The sequence below is a fragment of the Paenirhodobacter sp. genome (assembly GCF_050177655.1).
Lineage (GTDB): Bacteria > Pseudomonadota > Alphaproteobacteria > Rhodobacterales > Rhodobacteraceae > Rhodobacter.
In genome coordinates, this window is the sequence record NZ_JBFXGV010000009.1 from 14,870 (window position 1) to 34,294 (window position 19,425).

Genomic DNA, 19,425 nt, shown 5'->3' on the forward strand with positions numbered 1-19,425 from the left:
GCGATATGCTCGGGGCGGAGGATGACATGAGCCGCGAGCCTGCCCCCGACCGCACCCCCGTTCCCGGCGCGCGCCCGCCCGCGCCGCCCGCCGGTCTTGGCGCGCTTTTGCCCCCGGTGGCGGGCGAGGGCAGCGATGCGGTCTGGGTCGATGTGCTCGAGGCGGTCGACCGCACCTATGCCGATCTCGTCGATTATCAGGAGCGGCTCGAGCGGCAGAACCACGAGCTCGAGGACATGCGCTCCTTCCTCGGCTCGATCCTCGCCTCGGTCTCGGATGCGCTGATCGTGGTCTCGCGCGCGGGCGAGGTGCTGGAGACCTCCGCCTCGGTCGCCGCGCTCACCGGCACGGTGCCCGGCATCTGGCATGGCCAGGCGCTCGCGCGGATGTTCGACGCGGCAAGCCATGGCGCGCTCGACCGGGCCTTGGCCGAGGCCGCGAATGCCCGCGCGCCGGTGACGCTCGAGGCGGCGCTTGCCGGGCCGGACGGCCCCGCGCCGCTCGAACTTTCCGTCAGCCCCCGGCTTGATGAGCGTGAGCGGGTGATCGGCTATGTCCTCACCGGCCGCCCCTTGGGCGAGCTGCGCAAGGCCTATTCCGATCTCGCGCGCAGCCACGAGGCGCTGATCGCCGCGCAGGCGCAGCTCGTGCGCAACGAAAAACTCGCCTCCCTCGGCCGGCTGCTCGCCGGTGTCGCGCATGAGCTGAACAATCCGATCTCCTTCGTCTATGCCAATGCCCATGCACTCGAACGCTATGCCGGCAAGTTCGAGGCCTATTTCCGCGAGGTGCAGCAGGGGGTGGACCGCGACCGGCTGATCGCGCTGCGCGAGGAGCTGAAGCTCGACCGCGAGGTGAAGAACCTGCGCGAGGCGACGCGGGGCGCGCGCGAGGGGGCGGAGCGGGTGCGCGACATCGTCGAGGATCTGCGCCGGCTTTCGGCGGATGGCTCGGGCGAGATGGTCATTTTCGACCTGGTGGAGACGGCGCAGACCGCCGCGACCTGGGTCTGCCGCGGCTCCAAAAGCGGCACCGAGATCAGCTTCACCGGCCGGCCCTCGCTGATGGTCCGCGGCCGGCCCGGCCATGTGCAGCAGGTGGTGATGAACCTCGTGCAGAACGCGGTCGACGCGCTCGAGGGGCGTGCGGGCGGGCGCATCGAGATCACCGCCGCGGTAAGCGGCCCCCGTGGCGAGCTTTCGGTGCGCGACAACGGCCCGGGCGTGCCCGAGACGGTGGCGCAGGCGATCTTCGATCCGTTCTTCACCACGAAGGAGGTCGGCCGCGGCACCGGGCTTGGCCTCTCGATCTCGAACAAGATCGTCGAGGAGCACGGCGGGCGGCTCCGGCTTTGTTCCGGGATCGGCTCCGGGGCCTGTTTCAGTTTCGACCTGCCGCTCGCGGAGGAGACCGCATGAACGTGCTCTGGCTTCAGGCGGCGGGCTGCGGCGGCTGCACGATGTCGCTTCTGTGCGCCGAGGATCCGAACCTCTTCGAGACGCTCGCCGATGCCGGGATCACCTTCCTCTGGCATCCGACGCTGAGCCTCGAGACCGGGGCCGAGGTGCGCGCGCTGCTCGAAAGCGTCGAACGTGGCGAGACGCCGCTCGACGTGCTTGCGGTCGAGGGTTCGATCGCGCGCGGGCCGCGCGGCACCGGGCGGTTCCAGATGCTTTCGGGCACCGGGCGCTCGATGCTCGACTGGGTCACGGCGCTCGCGCCGCGCGCGCGCCACGTGGTGGCGGTGGGCACCTGCGCGACCTATGGCGGGGTGACCTCGGCGGGGGGCAACCCCTCGGATGCGGTCGGCGTGCAATATGACGGCGCGCATCCGGGCGGCGCGCTGTCCGCGGGGTTCCGCTCCGCCTCGGGCCTGCCCGTCATCAATGTCGCGGGCTGCCCGACGCATCCGGGCTGGGTCACCGAGACGCTGATGCTGCTCGCCGCCGGTGCGCTGGGTGCCGCCGATCTCGACACTTTCGGCCGGCCGCTGTTCTATGCGCAGCATCTGGTGCATCACGGCTGCACGAAGAATGAGTTCTACGAATACAAGGCCTCGGCGATCGAGCTGAGCGAGATGGGCTGCATGATGGAGAACCTCGGCTGCGTCGGCACCCAGGCGGTGGGCGATTGCAATATCCGGCCCTGGAACGGGGAGGGCAGCTGCACGCGCGGCAATTACCCCTGCATCAACTGCACCGCGCCCGAGTTCGAGGAGCCGCGCCACCCGTTCACCGAGACGCCGAAGATCGCGGGCATCCCCGTTGGCCTGCCGACCGACATGCCCAAGGCCTGGTTCATGGCGCTCGCCTCGCTTTCGAAGGCCGCGACGCCCGAGCGCATCGCGAAGAACGCCGTCGCGCCACGCGTTGAGGTGCGGCCCACGATCCGCAAGCCGAAGGGGCGCCGATGAGCGACACGCCGCGCCTTGTCGTCGGGCCCTTCAACCGGGTCGAGGGCGATCTCGAAGTGCATCTCGATATGGCCGATGGCCGGGTTGCGGCGGCGCAGGTCAACGCGCCGCTTTACCGCGGTTTCGAGCGGATGCTCGAGGGCAAGGATCCGCGCGATGCGCTGACGATCACGCCGCGGATCTGCGGCATCTGCTCGATCTCGCAATCGACGGCGGCGGCGCGCGCGCTGGGCGCCGCGATGGGGCTGGCGCCCACGGCCCAGGGCGCGGGGATCGCCGCGCTGATCCAGGCGGTCGAGAATGCCTCCGACCACCTGATCCATTTCAACCTCTTCTTCATGCCCGATTTCACCCGGCCGCCCTATGCCGGGCGCGCCTGGCATGCGCGCGCGGTCGATCGGTTCACCGCGGGCGAGGGGGGGGCGCAGCGCGCCGCGATCGAGGCGCGGGCGGGGCTGATGCATATTCTGGGCCTGATGGCCGGGAAATGGCCGCATACGCTCGCGATCCAGCCCGGCGGCGTGACGCGGGCGCCCGATGCGCGCGACAAGCTGCGCATCGCGGTGACGCTGCGCGCGTTCCGCCGTTACCTCGAGACCGTGGTGTTCGGGGCCGCGCTGGAGGAGTTCATCGCGCTCGAAACCCCTGCGGCGCTGATGCGCTGGGATCGCGGCGATGCCGGGCTTTTCCTTGAAATCGCCGCCGATCTCGGGCTCGACGATCTCGGCCGTGGCGCGGGGCGCTACATGAGTTTCGGCGCCTATCCGCTGGAGGACGGCCCGGCCTTTGCCGCGGGGCTTTGGGAGGGGGGCTTGCAGCCGCTCGACCCCGCCGCGATCGCCGAGGATCTGAGCCATGCCTGGATGCTCGGGCAGACGGCGCATCCTTTCGCGGGCGAGACGCGGCCGGACGAGGCGATGCGCGACGGCGCCTACAGCTGGTGCAAGGCGCCGCGGCTTTCCGGGCAGCCGGTCGAGGTTGGCGCGCTCGCGCGGCAGGTGGTCGACGGCCATCCGCTGGCGCTTGCGCTTGCGGGCGGCGGGGTGCTCGCGCGCGTGGCCGGGCGGCTGCTGGAGCTTGCGCGCACGCAGATCCTGATGGAGCGGCTGGCCGAGGGCATCGACCCCACGGCGCGTTTCATGGTGCAGGGCGCGGTGCCCGAGGCGGGGCAGGGCGCCGGGCTGATCGAGGCGGCGCGTGGCGCGCTGGGCCATTGGCTGCGGATCGAGGGGGGCCGGATCGCCTCCTATCAGATCATCGCGCCGACGACCTGGAACTTTTCCCCCCGCGATGCGGCGGGTATGCCCGGGCCGCTCGAGGCGGCACTGGTGGGTGTGCCGGTGGCGGAGGGCGAAGAAACGCCGGTCGCGGTGCAGCATGTGGTGCGCTCCTTCGATCCCTGCATGGTCTGCACGGTGCATTGACGGGCGAGCCGGGGGCGCTGCCCCCGGACCCCCGGAGTATTTTTCCCAAGAAGAAGCGAAACGTTATGGACGGGGTCGAGATCAGGGTGCGCGGTCAGGTGCAGGGGGTGGGGTTTCGGCCCTTCGTCTGGCAGCTGGCGCATGCGCGGGGGCTGCGCGGCCATGTGCTGAACGACCCCGAGGGGGTGCTGGTGCGGGTAGCGGGCGAGATCGGCGATCTCGCGGCGGCGATCCGGGCCGAGGCGCCGCCGCTTGCGCGGGTCGATGCGGTGGAGGTCACGGCCTTCACCTTCGACGTGCCGCCCGAGGGGTTCGAGATCACCGCCTCGCAAGGGGCGGGGGCCGAGACCCGGGTGACGCCCGATGCGGCGACCTGTCCGGCCTGTCTCGACGAGATCCGGGGGACGGGGCGGCGGCGCGGCTATGCCTTCACCAATTGCACCCATTGCGGGCCGCGTTTCACCATCCTGAAGGGGCTGCCCTATGACCGGGCGAAGACGACGATGGCGCCTTTCGCGATGTGTCCCGAATGCGGGGCGGAGTATCGCGACCCGGCCGATCGCCGCTTTCACGCGCAGCCGATCGCCTGCCCGGTCTGCGGCCCGCGGCTCTGGTATGAGGAGGGCGGCGCCGAGGGTGCGGGGGATGCGATCGCCCTGGCCGTCACGCGGCTGAAGGCCGGGGGGATCGTTGCGGTGAAGGGCTTGGGCGGCTTCCACCTTGCCTGTGACGCGGCCAATGCGGGGGCGGTGGCGGCCTTGCGCGCGCGCAAGCACCGGCCGGCGAAACCCTTCGCGCTGATGGCGCGGGAGGTGGATCTGGGCGCGATCGTCGAGGTTTCCGAGGCGGCCTTGAAGGTCTTGCGCGACGCCTCCGCCCCCGTCGTGCTGATGCCGTCGCGCGGCACCCTGCCCGAGGCGGTGGCGCCCGGCATCGACAGCCTCGGCGTGATGCTGCCCTATACGCCGCTGCATCACCTGCTGCTTGACGCCTTTGGCGGTGTGCTGGTGATGACCTCGGGCAATCTGTCGGGTGAGCCGCAGGTGATCGGCAATGCCGAGGCGCGCGAGAAACTCGCCGGTTTTGCCGACGGCTTCCTGATGCATGACCGCGAGATCGCGCGGCGGCTCGACGACTCGGTCGTGCGGGCCGCGCCGCCGATGGTGCTGCGCCGCGCGCGCGGGCAGGTGCCGGGCACGCTGCCGCTGCCGCCGGGGTTTGCGGAGGCGCCGCCGGTCGTCGCCTATGGCGGGCAGATGAAGGCGGCGATCTGTCTGGTGAAAAACGGGCAGGCGCTGCTTGGCCATCATCTGGGCGAGCTGGACGAGGCGCTGACCTGGGAGGCCTTCCAGCAGGCCGATGCCGATTACGCCGCGCTTTTCGATCATCATCCGGCGGTGGTGGCGACCGATCTGCACCCCGATTTCCGCGCAACGCGCCACGGGCAGGCGCGGGCCGAGGCCGAGGGGCTGCGGCTCGTCGCGGTGCAGCACCATCACGCCCATCTCGCCGCCTGTCTCGGCGAGAACCTCTGGCCGCGCGACGCTGGCCCCGTGGCGGGGATCGTGCTCGACGGGCTGGGGCTTGGCCCCGATGGCACGGTCTGGGGGGGCGAGATCCTGCTGGGCGATTACGCGGGTTATGAGCGGCGGGTCTGGCTGGAGCCGGCGCCGCTCATTGGCGGGGACCGCGCGCAGATGGAGCCCTGGCGCAATGCGCTCGTGCGGCTCGACGCGGCGGGAATGGCGGATTGGGCGGACGCACTCTTCCCCGCGGCACCGCGCGATCTGGCGCGGCAGGCGGCGGCGAAAGGGATCAATGCGCCGCTGTCCTCGAGCGCGGGGCGGCTTTTCGATGCGGTCGCGGCGTGTCTCGGGATCTGCCCGATGCGGCAGAGCTATGAGGGCGAGGCGGCGATGAGGCTTGAGGCGCTCGCGCGCGGGGCGGAACGGGCGGGGGCGGCGAAGCTCCGCTTCGCCGCCCCCGCCCCGCAGGGCGGCGCGCTCGCGCCCGCAGCAATGCTGCGGGAGCTGAGGGCGGCGCAATTGGGTGGGGTTGAGCCGGGAGCGCTGGCATTTGCCTTCCACCGCTGGGTTGCGGAAAGCTTTGCCGCGCCGGCGCGGGCGCTGGTCGAAAGCGGTGCGGCGAAGGCGGTCGCGCTTTCGGGCGGGGTGTTCCAGAACGCGCTTTTGCACGATCTGATCTGCGCCGAACTGGCCGGCCTGCCGGTTCTGACCCATCGCACAACGCCCGCGAATGACGGTGGGCTGGCGCTTGGTCAGGCGCTCATCGCTGCGGTGCAGTCGGAAAGCGACTGACCAGAGGGCGGCGGCAAGCGGTCACGCCCTTGCCGCCCTCTCTTGGGTAAATCCCGTTAATGCACTGTTATTTAATAGAAAAAATACCTGCGACATTCTGTCGAATCCCTTTGGCCGCCCGGCCGTTCCCCCCGCATACCAAGGGATACCGTGCGCGGCCTTGGTTGCGCGCCGATCGGCCAGGGAGGGACCAGTGTCGAAAATCGAAACCTTCTATGACGTGATGCGGCGTCAGGGGATCACCCGGCGCAGCTTCATGAAATACTGCTCGCTCACCGCCGCGGCGCTGGGCCTTGGCCCGGCCTATGTGCCGAAGATCGCCGAGGCGATGGAGACGAAGCCGCGCACACCGGTGATCTGGGTGCATGGGCTGGAATGCACCTGCTGCTCCGAAAGCTTCATCCGCTCGGCGCACCCGCTGGCGAAGGACGTCGTGCTGAGCATGATCTCGCTCGATTACGACGACACGCTGATGGCGGCGGCGGGCACTGCGGCCGAAGCCGCGCTCGAGGACACGATCGAGAAATACAAGGGCAACTACATCCTCGCGGTCGAGGGCAACCCGCCGCTCAACGAGGATGGCATGTTCTGCATCGTCGGCGGCAAGCCCTTCGTCGAGCAGCTCAAACACGCCGCCGAACACGCCAAGGCGATCATCAGCTGGGGCGCCTGCGCCTCCTATGGCTGCGTGCAGGCCGCGGCGCCGAACCCGACCCGTGCCACCCCCGTTCACAAGGTCATCACCGACAAGCCGATCATCAAGGTGCCGGGCTGCCCGCCCATCGCCGAGGTGATGACCGGCGTCATCACCTATATGCTCACCTTCGACCGGCTCCCCGAGCTGGATCGGCAGGGGCGGCCGGCGATGTTTTATTCCCAGCGTATTCATGACAAGTGCTATCGCCGGCCGCATTTCGATGCCGGGCAATTCGTCGAGCAATGGGACGACGAATATGCGCGCAAGGGCTATTGCCTCTACAAGATGGGCTGCAAGGGGCCGACGACCTACAACGCCTGCTCGACCGTGCGCTGGAACGACGGCGTCAGCTTCCCGATCCAGTCGGGTCACGGCTGCATCGGCTGTTCCGAGGACGGGTTCTGGGATCAGGGCTCGTTCTACGACCGGCTCACCAACATCAAGCAATTCGGCATCGAGGCGAACGCCGACAAGATCGGCATGACCGCGGCGGGCGTCGTCGGCGGCGCCGTGGCGGTGCATGCCGCCGTCTCCGCGCTCAAGCGCGCGCAGAAGAAGAACGAGGAGGTGTAAGCCATGACCAGTCAAACGCCGAACGGCTTCACCCTCGACAATTCGGGCAAGCGCATCGTCGTCGACCCGGTGACCCGGATCGAAGGCCACATGCGCTGCGAAGTGAACGTGAACGAGGAGGGCGTGATCACCAATGCCGTCTCGACCGGCACGATGTGGCGCGGCCTCGAAGTGATCCTGAAGGGCCGCGATCCGCGCGACGCCTGGGCCTTCACCGAGCGGATCTGCGGCGTCTGCACCGGCACCCATGCGCTGACCTCGGTGCGCTCGGTCGAGGACGCGCTGGGGATCAAGATCCCGGACAATGCGAACTCGATCCGCAACATGATGCAGCTCGCGCTGCAGATCCACGACCATGTCGTGCATTTCTACCACCTGCATGCGCTCGACTGGGTGAACCCGGTGAACGCGCTGCGCGCCGATCCGAAGGCCACGAGCGAGCTGCAACAGATGGTCTCGCCGAGCCATCCGCTGTCCTCGCCCGGCTATTTCCGCGACGTGCAGAACCGGCTGAAGAAATTCGTCGAATCCGGGCAGCTCGGCCTCTTCAAGAACGGCTACTGGGACAATCCGGCCTATCTGCTGCCGCCCGAAGCCGATCTGATGGCGACGACGCACTACCTCGAAGCGCTTGATCTGCAAAAGGAAATCGTCAAGGTCCACACGATCTTCGGCGGCAAGAACCCGCATCCGAACTGGCTGGTCGGCGGCGTGCCCTGCCCGATCAACCTCGACGGCGTGGGCGCGGTCGGCGCGATCAACATGGAACGGCTGAACTACGTCTCCTCGATCATCGACCAGTCGCTGGAGTTCACCCGCAACGTCTATATCCCCGACGTGATCGCGATCGGCGGCTTCTACAAGAACTGGCTTTACGGTGGCGGTCTGTCGTCGCAGGCCTGCCTCGCCTATGGCGACATTCCGGAAAACCCGAATGATTTCAGCCCCGAGCAGCTGCATCTGCCGCGCGGCGCGATCATCAACGGCAATCTGAACGAGGTCCACGACGTCGATCCGCGCGACCCCGAGCAGGTGCAGGAATTCGTCGATCACAGCTGGTACACCTATGGCGAGCCGGGCAAGGGGCTGCACCCCTGGGACGGCGAGACGAAGCCGCAGTTCGAGCTGGGGCCGAACGCCAAGGGCACCAAGACCAATATCCAGGAACTCGACGAGGCCGCGAAATATTCGTGGATCAAGGCGCCGCGCTGGAAGGGGCACGCGATGGAGGTGGGGCCGCTTGCCCGCTACATCGTCGGCTATGCCAAGGGCCACGAGGACATCAAGGCCCAGGTCGATGGGCTGCTGGGCACGATGGGCCTGCCGATGAACGCGCTCTTCTCGACGCTCGGCCGCACCGCGGCGCGCGCGCTCGAGGCCGAGTATTGCGGCCGTCTGCAACGGCATTTCTTCGACAAGATGATCGCCAATATCAAGAACGGCGACAGTTCGACCGCCAATGTCGAAAAGTGGGATCCCTCGACCTGGCCGAAGGAGGCCAAGGGCGTCGGCATGACCGAGGCGCCGCGCGGCGCGCTTGGCCACTGGATCAAGATCAAGGATGGCCGGATCGAGAACTACCAATGCGTCGTGCCGACCACCTGGAACGGCTCGCCCCGCGACACCCAGGGCAATATCGGCGCCTTCGAGGCCTCGCTGATGAACACCAAGATGGAGCGGCCCGAGGAGCCGGTCGAGATCCTGCGCACGCTGCACAGCTTCGACCCCTGCCTTGCCTGCTCGACCCATGTGATGTCGCCCGACGGTCAGGAACTGACCCGGGTCAAGGTGCGCTGAGGGCGCCATGCTGAGCGAGGCAAAAGGCAGGGGAGGGCCGTGCCATGACTGACAAGATCTTTCATCCCGCCAAGGAAAGCCACGAGATCTTCGAGGCGTCGCGGCTCACCGGCGATGCGACGCTCGAGGATCTGGAGTCGATCCGCAAGCGCACCTCGGTCTATGTCTACGAGGCGCCGGTGCGGCTCTGGCACTGGGTCAACGCGCTGGCGATCACCGTGCTTTGCGTCACCGGGTTCCTGATCGGCCATCCGCTGCCGACGATGCAGATCTCGGAGGCCTATGACCAGTTCGTCATGGGCTACATCCGGTTCGCGCATTTCGCGGCGGCGATGATCCTGACGGTGGGCTTCTTCGGCCGGATCTACTGGGCCTTCGTCGGCAACAGCCACGCGCGGCAGATGTTCTACATTCCGTTCTGGAACCCCCGGTTCTGGAAGGAGTTCTGGTTCGAGCTGCGCTGGTATGCCTTCCTCGAGAAGTTCCCCAAGAAATATGTCGGTCACAACCCGATGGCGCATCTGGCGATGTTCTTCTTCATCACGCTGGGGCTGAGCTTCATGCTGGTGACCGGCTGGGCGCTTTACGCCGAGGGCGCGGGGCAGGGCAGCCTGCCCGACACGGTGATGGGCTGGGTGCTCGGCCTCGTGCAGAACAGCCAGCGGCTGCACACGCTGCACCATCTCGGCATGTGGGCGATCGTGGTCTTCATGATCATCCACATCTACGCCGCGATCCGCGAGGACATCATGTCGCGCCAGTCGATGGTTTCGACGATGATTTCGGGGCATCGGACCTTCAAGGACGATCGCATCGAGTAGGGGACAACCTCCCTCTCTGTCCCCGGACGGGCGCGGCTTGGTCGCGCCCGTTTCCTTTCGGGGTGGTTTCGATTCTTTCAGTTCTTTCATGAATTGGAAATCATCCTTCCAGATCGCAGCTGGAATTTGCCCGGAAAAATGGCAAAATTGACCGTGCTTTCAAGGCGATGCGGGAAGTTTGCGCAACCATGCGTTTTGACGAATTCTTCATCGCCTGCAAAGTCTATTTTCGATTCTCACCGGGGCCGCAAAGCCCCTTGCCAGCGGAAGGCCTAGGGAGGGGTCCATGCCAGCTTTCACGCCCGAAAGGGTGCTCATTCTTGGGATCGGCAACGTGCTCTGGGCGGACGAGGGCTTTGGTGTGCGCTGCGTCGAGACGCTCGCGACCCGCGTCGCGCTGCCCGACCACGTCCGGCTGCTCGACGGCGGCACGCAGGGTCTCTACCTGCTGCCCTTCCTCGAGGAGGCCGATGCGATGCTGGTCTTCGACGCGATCGACTTCGGCCTTGCCCCCGGCACGCTGAAGGTGCTGCGCGACGGCGACGTCCCCGCCTTCATGGGCGCGAAAAAGATGTCGCTGCATCAGACCGGCTTTCAGGACGTGCTCGCCACCGCCGAACTGCTCGACCGCTGCCCGCGGCGCATCACGCTGATCGGCTGCCAGCCGGTCGAGCTCGAGGATTTCGGCGGCGGGCTGCGCCCCGCGGTCGCCGCGCAGATCGACCCGGCGCTTGATCTGGCGCAGGCCGAGCTTGCCGGCTGGGGCATCACTGCCGCCCCCGGCACCACGCCCTGCGAGGGCGCCGCCGACCCCTCGCTCGCGCGTGAGGCCTATGAAACCGGCCGCCCCTCGGCCGAGGAGGCCTGCCGCACCGGCGACGACCGCTTCTTCCCGCCCGGGGAGACGCGCTGATGTGCCTTGGCATTCCCGTGCAGCTGATCGCGGTCGAGGGCATCCGCGGCGAGGTGCTGGAAAACGGTGCCCCCGGGCTCATCGACCTCTCGCTGACGCCCGAGGCGGTGCCGGGCGACTGGCTGCTCTCCTTTCTTGGCGCCGCCCGGGCGGTGATCCCGGCCGAGGAGGCGCAGAAGATCTCCGCCGCGCTTGGCGGGCTCGCCGCGCTGATGGCGGGCGGCGACCTTGGCGACGCTTTCGCCGATCTCGAGGGGCGGGAGCCGCAGCTGCCCCCCCATCTGCAGGCCGCGCGCGACGCCGGCAAGACCAGCGCCTGAGGAGGCCCCATGCACGACATCCCCACCGCCGCCGTCGACCTGCCCCCGGGCGCCGCGCATCCGCTCGTCGCGCGGCTGACCGGTGAGCTTGGCTATCCGCTGCTCGCCAACCGCTCCGACATCGCCGAATTCACCACGCGGGAGGGGGCGCATTGCCTCTTCGTGCCCGGCGACGCGCGGCGCAATCTGGAAACCCCCGACGCCGCCGTGGTGCTGCCCGAGCTGCGCATGGCCTTCCAGCACGCCTTCGACTGCGCCGTCGTCGGCGACACGATCGAGGCCGCGCTGCGCGAGGAAACCCGCGCGCTGAAGACGCCGGCCTTCCTCTTCTACCGCGAGGGCCGCTTCCTCGGCGCGATCGAGAAGATCCGCGACTGGGACGATTACCTCACCCGCATCACCCATATCCTTGGCGCGAAAGGCTGACCGATGGTTTCGAATTTCCACCTGCCGCCCGTCGGTTTCGGCCCCGGATCGCAGCCCGACGAGGGCGGCGAGGAGCTGAATTACATGCAGCTCCCCTCCGGCATGCGCACCTATTCCGCGCATCTGCCCCATGTCGACGATCTGACGCCGCTCGCCCCGGCGCTGCGGCTGCTGGCCGATGTCGCCGAGGCGGCGGAGGCCTGTGCGGCGGGGGGCATGGCGCGGTTTGACCTTGCGCCGCTCGACGCCGAAAACCGCGCCCTGATCGCCGAGACGATGGGGCAGGGCGAGGTTTCGATGAAGATCCGCGGCATTCCCGCGCTGATGGTGCAGGAAAGCGTCTTCGCCGGGGTCTGGTCGATCGCCGGCGCCGGCATCGACGCGATCGAGGTGGGCGCGGTGCCCGCCGCGGCCCTTTCGCGTGCGTTTGAGCCCTTCCGTGCCGGTCGCGGCACCTCCCATCCGCGCCCGGCGGGGGTGGTGAACGCCCCGGCGCTGATCGCGGAACTCACGGAAAAGTCTGCAAGTTTCGCGGGCGGCCTGCCGCATGTCATCAATCTCACCCTGCTGCCGCATACCGAGGAAGACCTGCTCTGGCTCGACGCGGCGCTGGGCGAGGGGGCCGTCACCATCCTCTCGCGCGGCTACGGCAATTGCCGGATCACCGCCACCGCGCTCGCCCATGTCTGGCGCGTGCAGTTCTTCAACTCGATGGACACGCTGATCCTCGACACCTTCGAGGTGACGACGATGCCCGAGGTCGCCCTTGCCGCGCGCGAGGATCTTTCCGACAGCGCGGAGCGCATCCGCGAGGTGCTGGAGGCGATCCGATGAGCGGTTTCGAGGGCAGCTATCTCGGCGCGAACGACCGTATTTCCGATGCGGCGATCATGGAGTGCAAGATCTGCTGGACGCCCTATGACCCGGCGCAGGGCGACGATTTCCGCCAGGTGCTGCCCGGCACGCCGTTCTCGGCGCTGCCCGAGGACTGGCACTGCCCGAATTGCGACGCTCCGAAGGCGCAGTTCATGGTGCGCGAAGATCCCGGCGCGCCCGCGCTGATCGAACAGCGCCGGATCGACGCGCTGGCCGATCGGCTCGTCGCCGATTTCCGCGAGGTCTGGCACGCGAAGATGCGCGACGTGCCCCTGGTGAACAAGGCGCTCTCGGTCGAGGCGGTGGGCTTTCGCGCGCATCAGGGGCGCGTGCTCGGCGTACTCGTCAGCCCCTGGTTCATGAACCTGATCGAACTGCCCGCAGAGGGTGAGGACTGGTCCGCGCTCACCCCGGGTGCGAAGGAGAATATCACTTTCCCGTCCGGCACTTACGAGTTCATCCACAATACCCGGGAGATGGTTGGCGGCTACAAGGCCTGCTCGCTCTTCTCGCCGATGGGCGAGTTCCAGACCCAGATGCAGGCGGTCGATGTCGCCCGTGCGGTGATGGCCGAACTCTTCAAGGAGGAGAACCGCGCCGAGACCGACCGCGCCGGCGAGATCCGCGCCGGGCGCGAGGCCGAGGCCGCCGCGGCGGCTCAGGCAGATGCCGCGGCCGAAGAGGGGGGCGCCGCGCCGACGCGCCGGCAGCTGATTTCCGCGGGCCTCGCCGAGACCCGGGAGGAGGCGCCCGAATGACGCCGGCGCTTGGCATCACGCTTTGGCGCGAGGGGGCGCGGCTCGGGGTGGCGATCATGCCGCCGCCCGCGCCGCCCGTCACCGCGATGATGCTCGGCCGCGCGCCGGAGGTGGTGGCCGAGCTGATGCCGCGGCTCTTCAACCTTTGCGGCGTGGCGCAGGGGCAGGCGGCGCGCGCGGCACTTGGCCTGCCGCCGGGCACCGCCGACCTGCGCCAGGAGATCCTGCGCGACCATCTGGCGAAGCTTTGCCTGCACTGGCCGCGCCTCACCGGGCTTGCGCCGCAGGCGCTGCCGCAGGGCTGGGCGGAGGGCGGCGCGGCGCTCACCGAAAGGCTTTGGGGCGGGTCGCGGCCCGCGCATCTCGCCCGCTGGCTCGCCTCGGGCGCGGGGATGGCGCCGGTGCTCGAGGCGATCGCCACGCGCTTCGCGCCGGGCGAGGCCTGCGCCGATCTGCCCCCGCTCACCGATCCGATGGCCCTCACCGCGCAGGAAAACTCGCCCGCCGGCCGGGTCGCGGAGGATCCGCTGATGCGTCAGGCGGAGGCGGTCTTCGGCCGCGGCCCGCTCTGGCGTGCGCTCGGGCGGCTCGTCGATCTGACCACGCTCTGCGAGGCGCGACCGGAGCCGGTGCGCCGTGCCGATGGTTCGGTCTGCGTCACCGCCGCGCGCGGCACCTATGCGCTGCGCGCGCGCGCCGAGGGCGGCCGCGTCACTGCGCTCGAGCGCGTCACGCCGACCGATCACCTCGTCGCGCCGGGGGGCGTGCTGGAGATGACGCTCGCCGCGCTGCCCGCGGAAAAGCTTGCGCTTGCCGATCTGGTGGTCGACATACTCGACCCCTGCGTGCCGGTTCTGATGACGGAGGCTGCCGATGCATGAGATGTCGATTGCCGAGGGCATTCGCGAGGTGATCGAGACCTCGGCGCGCCAGAACGGCTTCGCGCGCGTGACGAAGGTGCGGCTCGAGGTCGGCCGGTTTTCCGGGGTGGAACGCGAGGCGCTCGAATTCTGCTTTGACGCGGTGATGCGCGGCTCGGTCGCCGAGGCGGCGGAGTTACAGATAATCGACATTCCGGGGCGGGCGATGTGCTTCGATTGCGAGAAACTGGTAGAAATCGAACATCGCCTCGACCCCTGCCCGAACTGTGGCGGCGTCCGGCTGCTGCCGCAGGGCGGGGACGAGTTGCGGATCAAGGATATGGAGGTGCTCTGATGTGTTCGTTCTGCGGCTGCGGCCATAGCGTCGAGGATCAATTCCGCGCGCATCTGGAAAAGACCGGTCAGGCCAAGGCGGCGCCGCTCGCGGTGCTGACCGAGAGCTCGGCGCAGGGCCATCACCACACGACGCTCGGCGGTGATATCCACCTCGGCCAGGGGCCGGCGGGGACCGAAGTGCCCGGCATGACGCAGGCGCGGCTGATCGAGATCGAGGCCGATGTCATGCAGAAAAACAACAATTACGCCGCTCGCAACCGCGACAGCCTCGCGAAGAATAGCAGTTTTGCGATCAACCTCGTCTCCTCGCCCGGGTCGGGCAAGACCACGCTGCTGGTGCGCACGATCGAGATGCTGGGCGAGACGCCGCTTGCCGTGATCGAGGGCGATCAGCAGACGACGAATGACGCCGACCGCATCCGCGCGACCGGCGCCGCCGCGGTTCAGGTGAACACCGGCAAGGGCTGCCACCTCGACGGCGCGATGATCGAACGCGCGCTGACCCATCTGACGCTCGCCCCCGGCGCGACGCTCTTCATCGAGAACGTCGGCAACCTCGTCTGCCCGGCGGGGTTCGATCTGGGCGAAGATGCCAAGGTGGTGATCCTCTCGGTCACGGAGGGCGAGGACAAGCCCCTGAAATACCCCGACATGTTCACCGCGGCGAAGCTCGCCGTGCTGAACAAGGTCGATCTGGCGCCCTATTGCGACGTCGATCTCGACCTCTACGAGGCGAATATCCGTCGCGTGAACCCGCTGATCGAGGTGATCCGCCTTTCCGCCCGCACCGGCGAGGGGATGGAAGCCTGGCTCGACTGGCTGCGCGCGGGCGCGGCGCGAAAGGCGATCTGATGGCCAGCTCCACCCCCGCCATTCTCCTGGTCGACGACGAGCCGCATTCGCTCGTCGCGATGCGGCTCGCGCTCGAGGACGAGTTCGAGGTTCTCGAGGCGAGCACCGTCGATGCGGCGATCGCGTTTCTCGAGGAGGAATGGGTGCAGGTGGTGATCAGCGATCAGCGCATGCCGGGGCGCTCGGGCGTCGAGTTCCTGACCGAGGTGCGCGAACGCTGGCCGGAGACGGTGCGCATCGTCATCACCGGCTATTCCGACAATGCCGCGATGATCGCCGCGATCAACGAGGCGGGGGTGCATCAGTTCCTGACCAAGCCCTGGCACCCCGAACAGCTGCTCGCCGCGGCGCGCAACGCGGCGCAGATGTTCGCCCTCTCGCGCGAGAACGAACGGCTCGCGCTCGAGATGCGGTTCCTCAACACCACCTCCGAAAGCCGGGTGGAAAAGCGGCGCCGCGCGCTGCGCGAGGGGATGGGCTTCGAGACGATCCTGCGCGCGCCGCAATCGGTGATGAGCAATACCGTCGCGCTCGCCCGCCACTACGCCAGTTTCGACGTGCCGGTGCTGCTCACCGGCGAGCCGGGCACCGGCAAGGCGCAGATGGCGCGGGCGATGCATTATGGCTCGCTGCGCTCGGACAAGCCCTATTACGAGCTTAACCTCGCCGGTTTGACCGAGGAGCTTGCGCTGATCGAGCTTTTCGGGGCGAAGCGCGGCGTGCTGCCGGGGGGTGTCGCGAAGATCGGCCTCGCGCAGAAGGCCGATCGCGGCACGCTCTACCTCGGCGGGATCGAGACGGCGGGGCCGGGGCTGCAATTGCAGCTTTTGCGCCTTGTCGCCGAGGGCGGGATCACGCCGATGGGCGGGCAGGAGACGATCACCACCCAGCCGCGGCTGATCTGCGGCGCGAATGCCGATCTGCGCGCGGAAATGGCGGCGGGGCGGTTCCGCGCCGATCTTTACTACGCGCTGTCGGTGGGCGAGGTGGAGCTGATGCCGCTGCGCGCGCGGCGCGGCGATGTCGCGCTGATCGCGCAGCAGATGCTCGCCGAGGCGGCGGCGGCGCATGGCAAGCCGGTGATGGGGTTCGACACCGCCGCGCTGGAATTTCTGGAGAATTACGACTGGCCCGGCAATCTGCGCGAGCTGATGAACGAGGTCACGCGGATGATGATCTTTGCGCATGAGAAGGTGCTCGGCGCCGATCTCATTTCGCGCCACATCCTGCAGGCGCCGCCCTCCGAGGAGGGCGCCGATCGCGCCGCCGAGGGGGTGATGACCGCGCAGGGCACGCTCAAGGATCGCGTCGAGCTGATCGAGATGCGGATCCTGCGCGAGACGCTGACGCGCAACCGCTGGAACAAGAGCCGCGCGGCGGCGGAGCTGGGGCTGAGCCGGGTCGGGCTGCGCGCCAAGCTCGAACGATACGGGATCAACGCGCCGGCGAGCGCCGCGCAAGAGGAGGACAGCTGATGTGTCTGGGCATTCCGGGTCAGATCGTGGCGGTGACGGACGCCGCGCGGATGATGGCGATGGCCGACGTCTCCGGCGTGCGGCGCGAGGTGAATGTCGCCTGCGTCGCCGAGGGGGCGCTCGAGGATCTGGTCGGCAAATGGGTGCTTGTCCATGTCGGTTTCGCGATGGCGCTGATCGACGAGGAGGAAGCGGCGAAGACGCTCGAGGCGCTTCATGATCTGGGTGAGGCGCAGGAGACGCTCGCGCAGATGGCCGAGGGCGCCGCGGCGCTGGAGGGACGGGCATGAAATTCGCTTCCGAATTCCGCGATCCGAAGGCCGCGAAGGCGCTTTTGGCCGAGATCGCGCGCGTCGCCGACCAGATCGGGGCGAGCCGCGAAAAACCGATCAATATCATGGAGATCTGCGGCGGGCACACGCATTCGATCTTTCGCTACGGGCTCGACAAGCTGGTGCATGAGGGGATCGACTTCATCCACGGGCCGGGCTGCCCGGTCTGCGTGCTGCCGCGCGCGCGTGTCGAGGAGGCGATCGAACTCGCCGAAAAGCCCGGGGTGATCTTCACCACTTTCGGCGATGCGATGCGGGTGCCCGGATCGAAGAAATCGCTGTTGCAGGCGAAGGCCGCGGGCGCCGATGTGCGCATGGTCTATAGCCCGCTCGACGCGCTCGAACTCGCGCGGCGCAACCCGGATCGCGAGGTCGTCTTCTTCGGTCTCGGCTTCGAGACGACGACGCCCTCGACCGCGCTTGCGATCCAGCAGGCGGCGCGCGAAGGCCTGGGCAATTTCTCCGTCTTCTGCAACCACATCACCGTGCCCGAGCCGATCAAGGCGCTGCTCGACGATCCGTTCATGATGCTCGACGGGTTCATCGGGCCCGGCCATGTGAGCATGGTGATCGGGGTGCATCCCTATGATTTCATTGCGCGCGACTATCACAAGCCGATCGTCGTCGCGGGCTTCGAGCCGACCGATCTGTTGCAGTCGGTGCTGATGGTGCTGCGCCAGATCGCCGAGGGGCGGGCCGAGGTCGAGAACCAATATGCCCGCGTCGTGCCCGAGCATGGCAATGCGGTGAGCCTGGCCGCGATCGCCGATGTCTATGAAAAGCGGCCGTCGTTCGAGTGGCGGGGGCTCGGTGAGATCGACGCCTCGGGCCTGCGGATCCGGCCGAAATACCGCGCCTTCGACGCGGAGGAGAAGTTCGGCATCGGCTACGCGGGCGTGCGCGCCGAGGTCGAGGAGGTGCCGGGCTGTGCCTGTGGCGCGGTGATGACCGGGCGGGTGAAGCCCGTGCAATGCCCGCAATTCGGCAAGGGCTGCACGCCGGAAACGCCGCTTGGCGCGCTGATGGTCTCCTCCGAGGGCGCCTGTGCGGCCTATTGGCAATATGGCGGGGCGCGGGCGGCGGCGGAGTGAGCCGGGCCGCGCGCCGGGGGCGCTGCCCCCGGACCCCCGGGATATTTGAACACTTTGGAAGGCAGAGATGGCACTTCGGGATGAACGGGTGACGCTGGCGCATGGTGGCGGTGGCAAGGCGATGCGGGATCTGATCGAGGAGGTCTTCACCGGCGTGTTCCAGCCGCCGGGGATGGAGGATGCGGCAAGCCTCGAGGCCGCCGCGCTCGCCGAGCCCGGGGCGCGGCTCGCCTTCACCACCGACGGGTTCGTGGTGACGCCGGTCGAGTTCCCGGGCGGCGACATCGGCAAGCTCGCGATCTGCGGCACGGTGAATGATCTCGCCGTTTGTGGCGCGCGGCCGCTCTGGCTTTCGGCGGGGTTCATCATCGAGGAGGGCACCGAGATCGCGCTTTTGCGCCGGATCGTCGCGACGATGGCGCGCGAGGCGGCGGCGGCCGGGGTGCGGATCGTGACCGGCGACACCAAGGTCGTCGGGCGCGGCGCCTGCGACACCGTCTTCGTCACCACCGCGGGGGTCGGCGTGGTGCCGCCCGGGCGCGCGATGGGCGCGGGGCGGGTGCAGCCGGGCGATGTGGTGATCGTGAACGGCGTGCTTGGCGATCACGGCGCGACGATTCTGGCGGCGCGCGGGGATCTCGCGCTGAGCTCGGCGATCGAGAGCGATTGCGCCGCCCTTGGCCATTTGATGGAGGCGCTGCTCACTGCCGCGCCGGGCACCCGGGCCGCGCGCGATCTGACCCGCGGGGGGCTCGCCTCCGCGCTCAACGAGATCGCCGAGTCGGCGAGCGTCGGCATCGAGATCGCGGAAGAGGCATTGCCGCTGCGCGCCGAGGTGGTCGGCATGTGCGAGATCCTCGGCCTCGATCCGCTTTACCTCGCCAACGAGGGGCGGCTCGTCGCCTTCGTGCCCGAGGATCAGGCGGAGGCGGCGCTTGCCGCGCTGCGCAGCCGTCCGGAAGGGGAGGGGGCCTGTGTCCTTGGCCGGGTCAGCGCCGATCACGCGGGCCAGGTGCGGATGCGCACGGCCTTTGGCGGCACGCGGATCGTCGACATGCTGGTCGGCGAGCAATTGCCGCGGATCTGCTGAGAAAAAGCCCCCCGGTTCCGGGGGGCTTTCGT

Annotated in this window: 19 protein-coding genes; all 19 read left to right on the top strand. The window is 68.5% G+C overall.

The window, feature by feature from the left end:
* The first annotated feature begins 26 nt into the window (after window positions 1–26).
* The 19 genes from AB7U46_RS05720 (at window position 27) to hypE (ending at window position 19,393) form a co-directional block, all read left to right on the top strand.
* Window positions 27–1,418 carry a sensor histidine kinase gene (locus AB7U46_RS05720; RefSeq protein ID WP_428335983.1) on the top strand — a complete coding sequence of 464 codons (1,392 nt, stop codon included), beginning with the start codon at window positions 27–29 and terminating at the stop codon, window positions 1,416–1,418.
* Window positions 1,415–2,413: a HupU protein gene (locus AB7U46_RS05725; RefSeq protein WP_428335984.1), complete on the top strand. Its 999-nt coding sequence runs from the start codon at window positions 1,415–1,417 to the stop codon at window positions 2,411–2,413. The genes AB7U46_RS05720 and AB7U46_RS05725 overlap by 4 nt, the downstream gene beginning before the upstream one ends.
* Entirely contained in the window at window positions 2,410–3,837 is a 1,428-nt protein-coding gene (locus tag AB7U46_RS05730; RefSeq protein ID WP_428335985.1) for a nickel-dependent hydrogenase large subunit, read from the top strand. Before AB7U46_RS05725 ends, AB7U46_RS05730 begins: the two co-directional genes overlap by 4 nt.
* 65 nt (window positions 3,838–3,902) lie before the next feature.
* Complete coding sequence (hypF, locus tag AB7U46_RS05735; RefSeq protein ID WP_428335986.1) at window positions 3,903–6,155, top strand: carbamoyltransferase HypF; 2,253 nt, start codon at window positions 3,903–3,905, stop codon at window positions 6,153–6,155.
* A 193-nt stretch (window positions 6,156–6,348) separates the two neighbouring features.
* A complete protein-coding gene (locus tag AB7U46_RS05740) occupies window positions 6,349–7,425 on the top strand; it encodes a hydrogenase small subunit (RefSeq protein ID WP_428335987.1) in 1,077 nt (358 codons plus the stop codon).
* A 3-nt stretch (window positions 7,426–7,428) separates the two neighbouring features.
* A complete protein-coding gene (locus AB7U46_RS05745) occupies window positions 7,429–9,222 on the top strand; it encodes a nickel-dependent hydrogenase large subunit (RefSeq protein WP_428335988.1) in 1,794 nt (597 codons plus the stop codon).
* Between the two features lie 44 nt (window positions 9,223–9,266).
* Window positions 9,267–10,043 (top strand): Ni/Fe-hydrogenase, b-type cytochrome subunit, encoded by a 777-nt coding sequence (cybH, locus tag AB7U46_RS05750; RefSeq protein WP_428335989.1) that lies wholly within the window; start codon window positions 9,267–9,269, stop codon window positions 10,041–10,043.
* A 286-nt stretch (window positions 10,044–10,329) separates the two neighbouring features.
* Entirely contained in the window at window positions 10,330–10,956 is a 627-nt protein-coding gene (locus AB7U46_RS05755) for a HyaD/HybD family hydrogenase maturation endopeptidase (RefSeq protein WP_428335990.1), read from the top strand.
* Complete coding sequence (locus tag AB7U46_RS05760; protein WP_428335991.1) at window positions 10,956–11,276, top strand: HypC/HybG/HupF family hydrogenase formation chaperone; 321 nt, start codon at window positions 10,956–10,958, stop codon at window positions 11,274–11,276. Before AB7U46_RS05755 ends, AB7U46_RS05760 begins: the two co-directional genes overlap by 1 nt.
* 9 nt (window positions 11,277–11,285) lie before the next feature.
* Window positions 11,286–11,702 carry a hydrogenase accessory protein gene (locus AB7U46_RS05765; protein ID WP_428335992.1) on the top strand — a complete coding sequence of 139 codons (417 nt, stop codon included), beginning with the start codon at window positions 11,286–11,288 and terminating at the stop codon, window positions 11,700–11,702.
* 3 nt (window positions 11,703–11,705) lie between these two features.
* Window positions 11,706–12,536 (top strand): hydrogenase expression/formation protein, encoded by an 831-nt coding sequence (locus AB7U46_RS05770; RefSeq protein ID WP_428335993.1) that lies wholly within the window; start codon window positions 11,706–11,708, stop codon window positions 12,534–12,536.
* On the top strand, window positions 12,533–13,336 hold the full coding sequence (locus tag AB7U46_RS05775; protein WP_428335994.1) for a [NiFe]-hydrogenase assembly chaperone HybE: 804 nt from the start codon (window positions 12,533–12,535) through the stop codon (window positions 13,334–13,336). The genes AB7U46_RS05770 and AB7U46_RS05775 overlap by 4 nt, the downstream gene beginning before the upstream one ends.
* Window positions 13,333–14,217 (top strand): HupK protein, encoded by an 885-nt coding sequence (locus AB7U46_RS05780; protein ID WP_428335995.1) that lies wholly within the window; start codon window positions 13,333–13,335, stop codon window positions 14,215–14,217. Before AB7U46_RS05775 ends, AB7U46_RS05780 begins: the two co-directional genes overlap by 4 nt.
* Complete coding sequence (gene hypA / locus AB7U46_RS05785) at window positions 14,210–14,551, top strand: hydrogenase maturation nickel metallochaperone HypA (protein ID WP_428335996.1); 342 nt, start codon at window positions 14,210–14,212, stop codon at window positions 14,549–14,551. The genes AB7U46_RS05780 and hypA overlap by 8 nt, the downstream gene beginning before the upstream one ends.
* Window positions 14,551–15,405: a hydrogenase nickel incorporation protein HypB gene (gene hypB, locus AB7U46_RS05790; protein WP_428335997.1), complete on the top strand. Its 855-nt coding sequence runs from the start codon at window positions 14,551–14,553 to the stop codon at window positions 15,403–15,405. The genes hypA and hypB overlap by 1 nt, the downstream gene beginning before the upstream one ends.
* Window positions 15,405–16,880, top strand: a complete 1,476-nt coding sequence (locus AB7U46_RS05795) for a sigma-54-dependent transcriptional regulator (RefSeq protein ID WP_428335998.1) — start codon at window positions 15,405–15,407, stop codon at window positions 16,878–16,880. The genes hypB and AB7U46_RS05795 overlap by 1 nt, the downstream gene beginning before the upstream one ends.
* Complete coding sequence (hypC, locus tag AB7U46_RS05800; RefSeq protein WP_428335999.1) at window positions 16,880–17,170, top strand: HypC/HybG/HupF family hydrogenase formation chaperone; 291 nt, start codon at window positions 16,880–16,882, stop codon at window positions 17,168–17,170. The genes AB7U46_RS05795 and hypC overlap by 1 nt, the downstream gene beginning before the upstream one ends.
* Window positions 17,167–18,303: a hydrogenase formation protein HypD gene (hypD, locus tag AB7U46_RS05805; RefSeq protein WP_428336000.1), complete on the top strand. Its 1,137-nt coding sequence runs from the start codon at window positions 17,167–17,169 to the stop codon at window positions 18,301–18,303. The genes hypC and hypD overlap by 4 nt, the downstream gene beginning before the upstream one ends.
* Window positions 18,304–18,370: 67 nt before the next feature.
* On the top strand, window positions 18,371–19,393 hold the full coding sequence (gene hypE / locus AB7U46_RS05810) for a hydrogenase expression/formation protein HypE (RefSeq protein ID WP_428336001.1): 1,023 nt from the start codon (window positions 18,371–18,373) through the stop codon (window positions 19,391–19,393).
* The last annotated feature ends 32 nt before the right edge of the window (window positions 19,394–19,425 follow it).

Bases quoted from the DNA above. Each gene is read 5' to 3' on its own strand.
- AB7U46_RS05770 (WP_428335993.1), top strand. From the start codon at position 11,706: ATGGTTTCGAATTTCCACCTGCCGCCCGTCGGTTTCGGCCCCGGATCG.
- AB7U46_RS05780 (WP_428335995.1), top strand. From the start codon at position 13,333: ATGACGCCGGCGCTTGGCATCACGCTTTGGCGCGAGGGGGCGCGGCTC.
- cybH (WP_428335989.1), top strand. From the start codon at position 9,267: ATGACTGACAAGATCTTTCATCCCGCCAAGGAAAGCCACGAGATCTTC.
- AB7U46_RS05755 (WP_428335990.1), top strand. From the start codon at position 10,330: ATGCCAGCTTTCACGCCCGAAAGGGTGCTCATTCTTGGGATCGGCAAC.
- AB7U46_RS05730 (WP_428335985.1), top strand. From the start codon at position 2,410: ATGAGCGACACGCCGCGCCTTGTCGTCGGGCCCTTCAACCGGGTCGAG.
- AB7U46_RS05725 (WP_428335984.1), top strand. From the start codon at position 1,415: ATGAACGTGCTCTGGCTTCAGGCGGCGGGCTGCGGCGGCTGCACGATG.
- AB7U46_RS05745 (WP_428335988.1), top strand. From the start codon at position 7,429: ATGACCAGTCAAACGCCGAACGGCTTCACCCTCGACAATTCGGGCAAG.
- AB7U46_RS05765 (WP_428335992.1), top strand. From the start codon at position 11,286: ATGCACGACATCCCCACCGCCGCCGTCGACCTGCCCCCGGGCGCCGCG.
- hypD (WP_428336000.1), top strand. From the start codon at position 17,167: ATGAAATTCGCTTCCGAATTCCGCGATCCGAAGGCCGCGAAGGCGCTT.
- AB7U46_RS05795 (WP_428335998.1), top strand. From the start codon at position 15,405: ATGGCCAGCTCCACCCCCGCCATTCTCCTGGTCGACGACGAGCCGCAT.
- hypA (WP_428335996.1), top strand. From the start codon at position 14,210: ATGCATGAGATGTCGATTGCCGAGGGCATTCGCGAGGTGATCGAGACC.
- hypF (WP_428335986.1), top strand. From the start codon at position 3,903: ATGGACGGGGTCGAGATCAGGGTGCGCGGTCAGGTGCAGGGGGTGGGG.
- hypB (WP_428335997.1), top strand. From the start codon at position 14,551: ATGTGTTCGTTCTGCGGCTGCGGCCATAGCGTCGAGGATCAATTCCGC.
- AB7U46_RS05760 (WP_428335991.1), top strand. From the start codon at position 10,956: ATGTGCCTTGGCATTCCCGTGCAGCTGATCGCGGTCGAGGGCATCCGC.
- AB7U46_RS05775 (WP_428335994.1), top strand. From the start codon at position 12,533: ATGAGCGGTTTCGAGGGCAGCTATCTCGGCGCGAACGACCGTATTTCC.
- hypC (WP_428335999.1), top strand. From the start codon at position 16,880: ATGTGTCTGGGCATTCCGGGTCAGATCGTGGCGGTGACGGACGCCGCG.
- AB7U46_RS05720 (WP_428335983.1), top strand. From the start codon at position 27: ATGAGCCGCGAGCCTGCCCCCGACCGCACCCCCGTTCCCGGCGCGCGC.
- hypE (WP_428336001.1), top strand. From the start codon at position 18,371: ATGGCACTTCGGGATGAACGGGTGACGCTGGCGCATGGTGGCGGTGGC.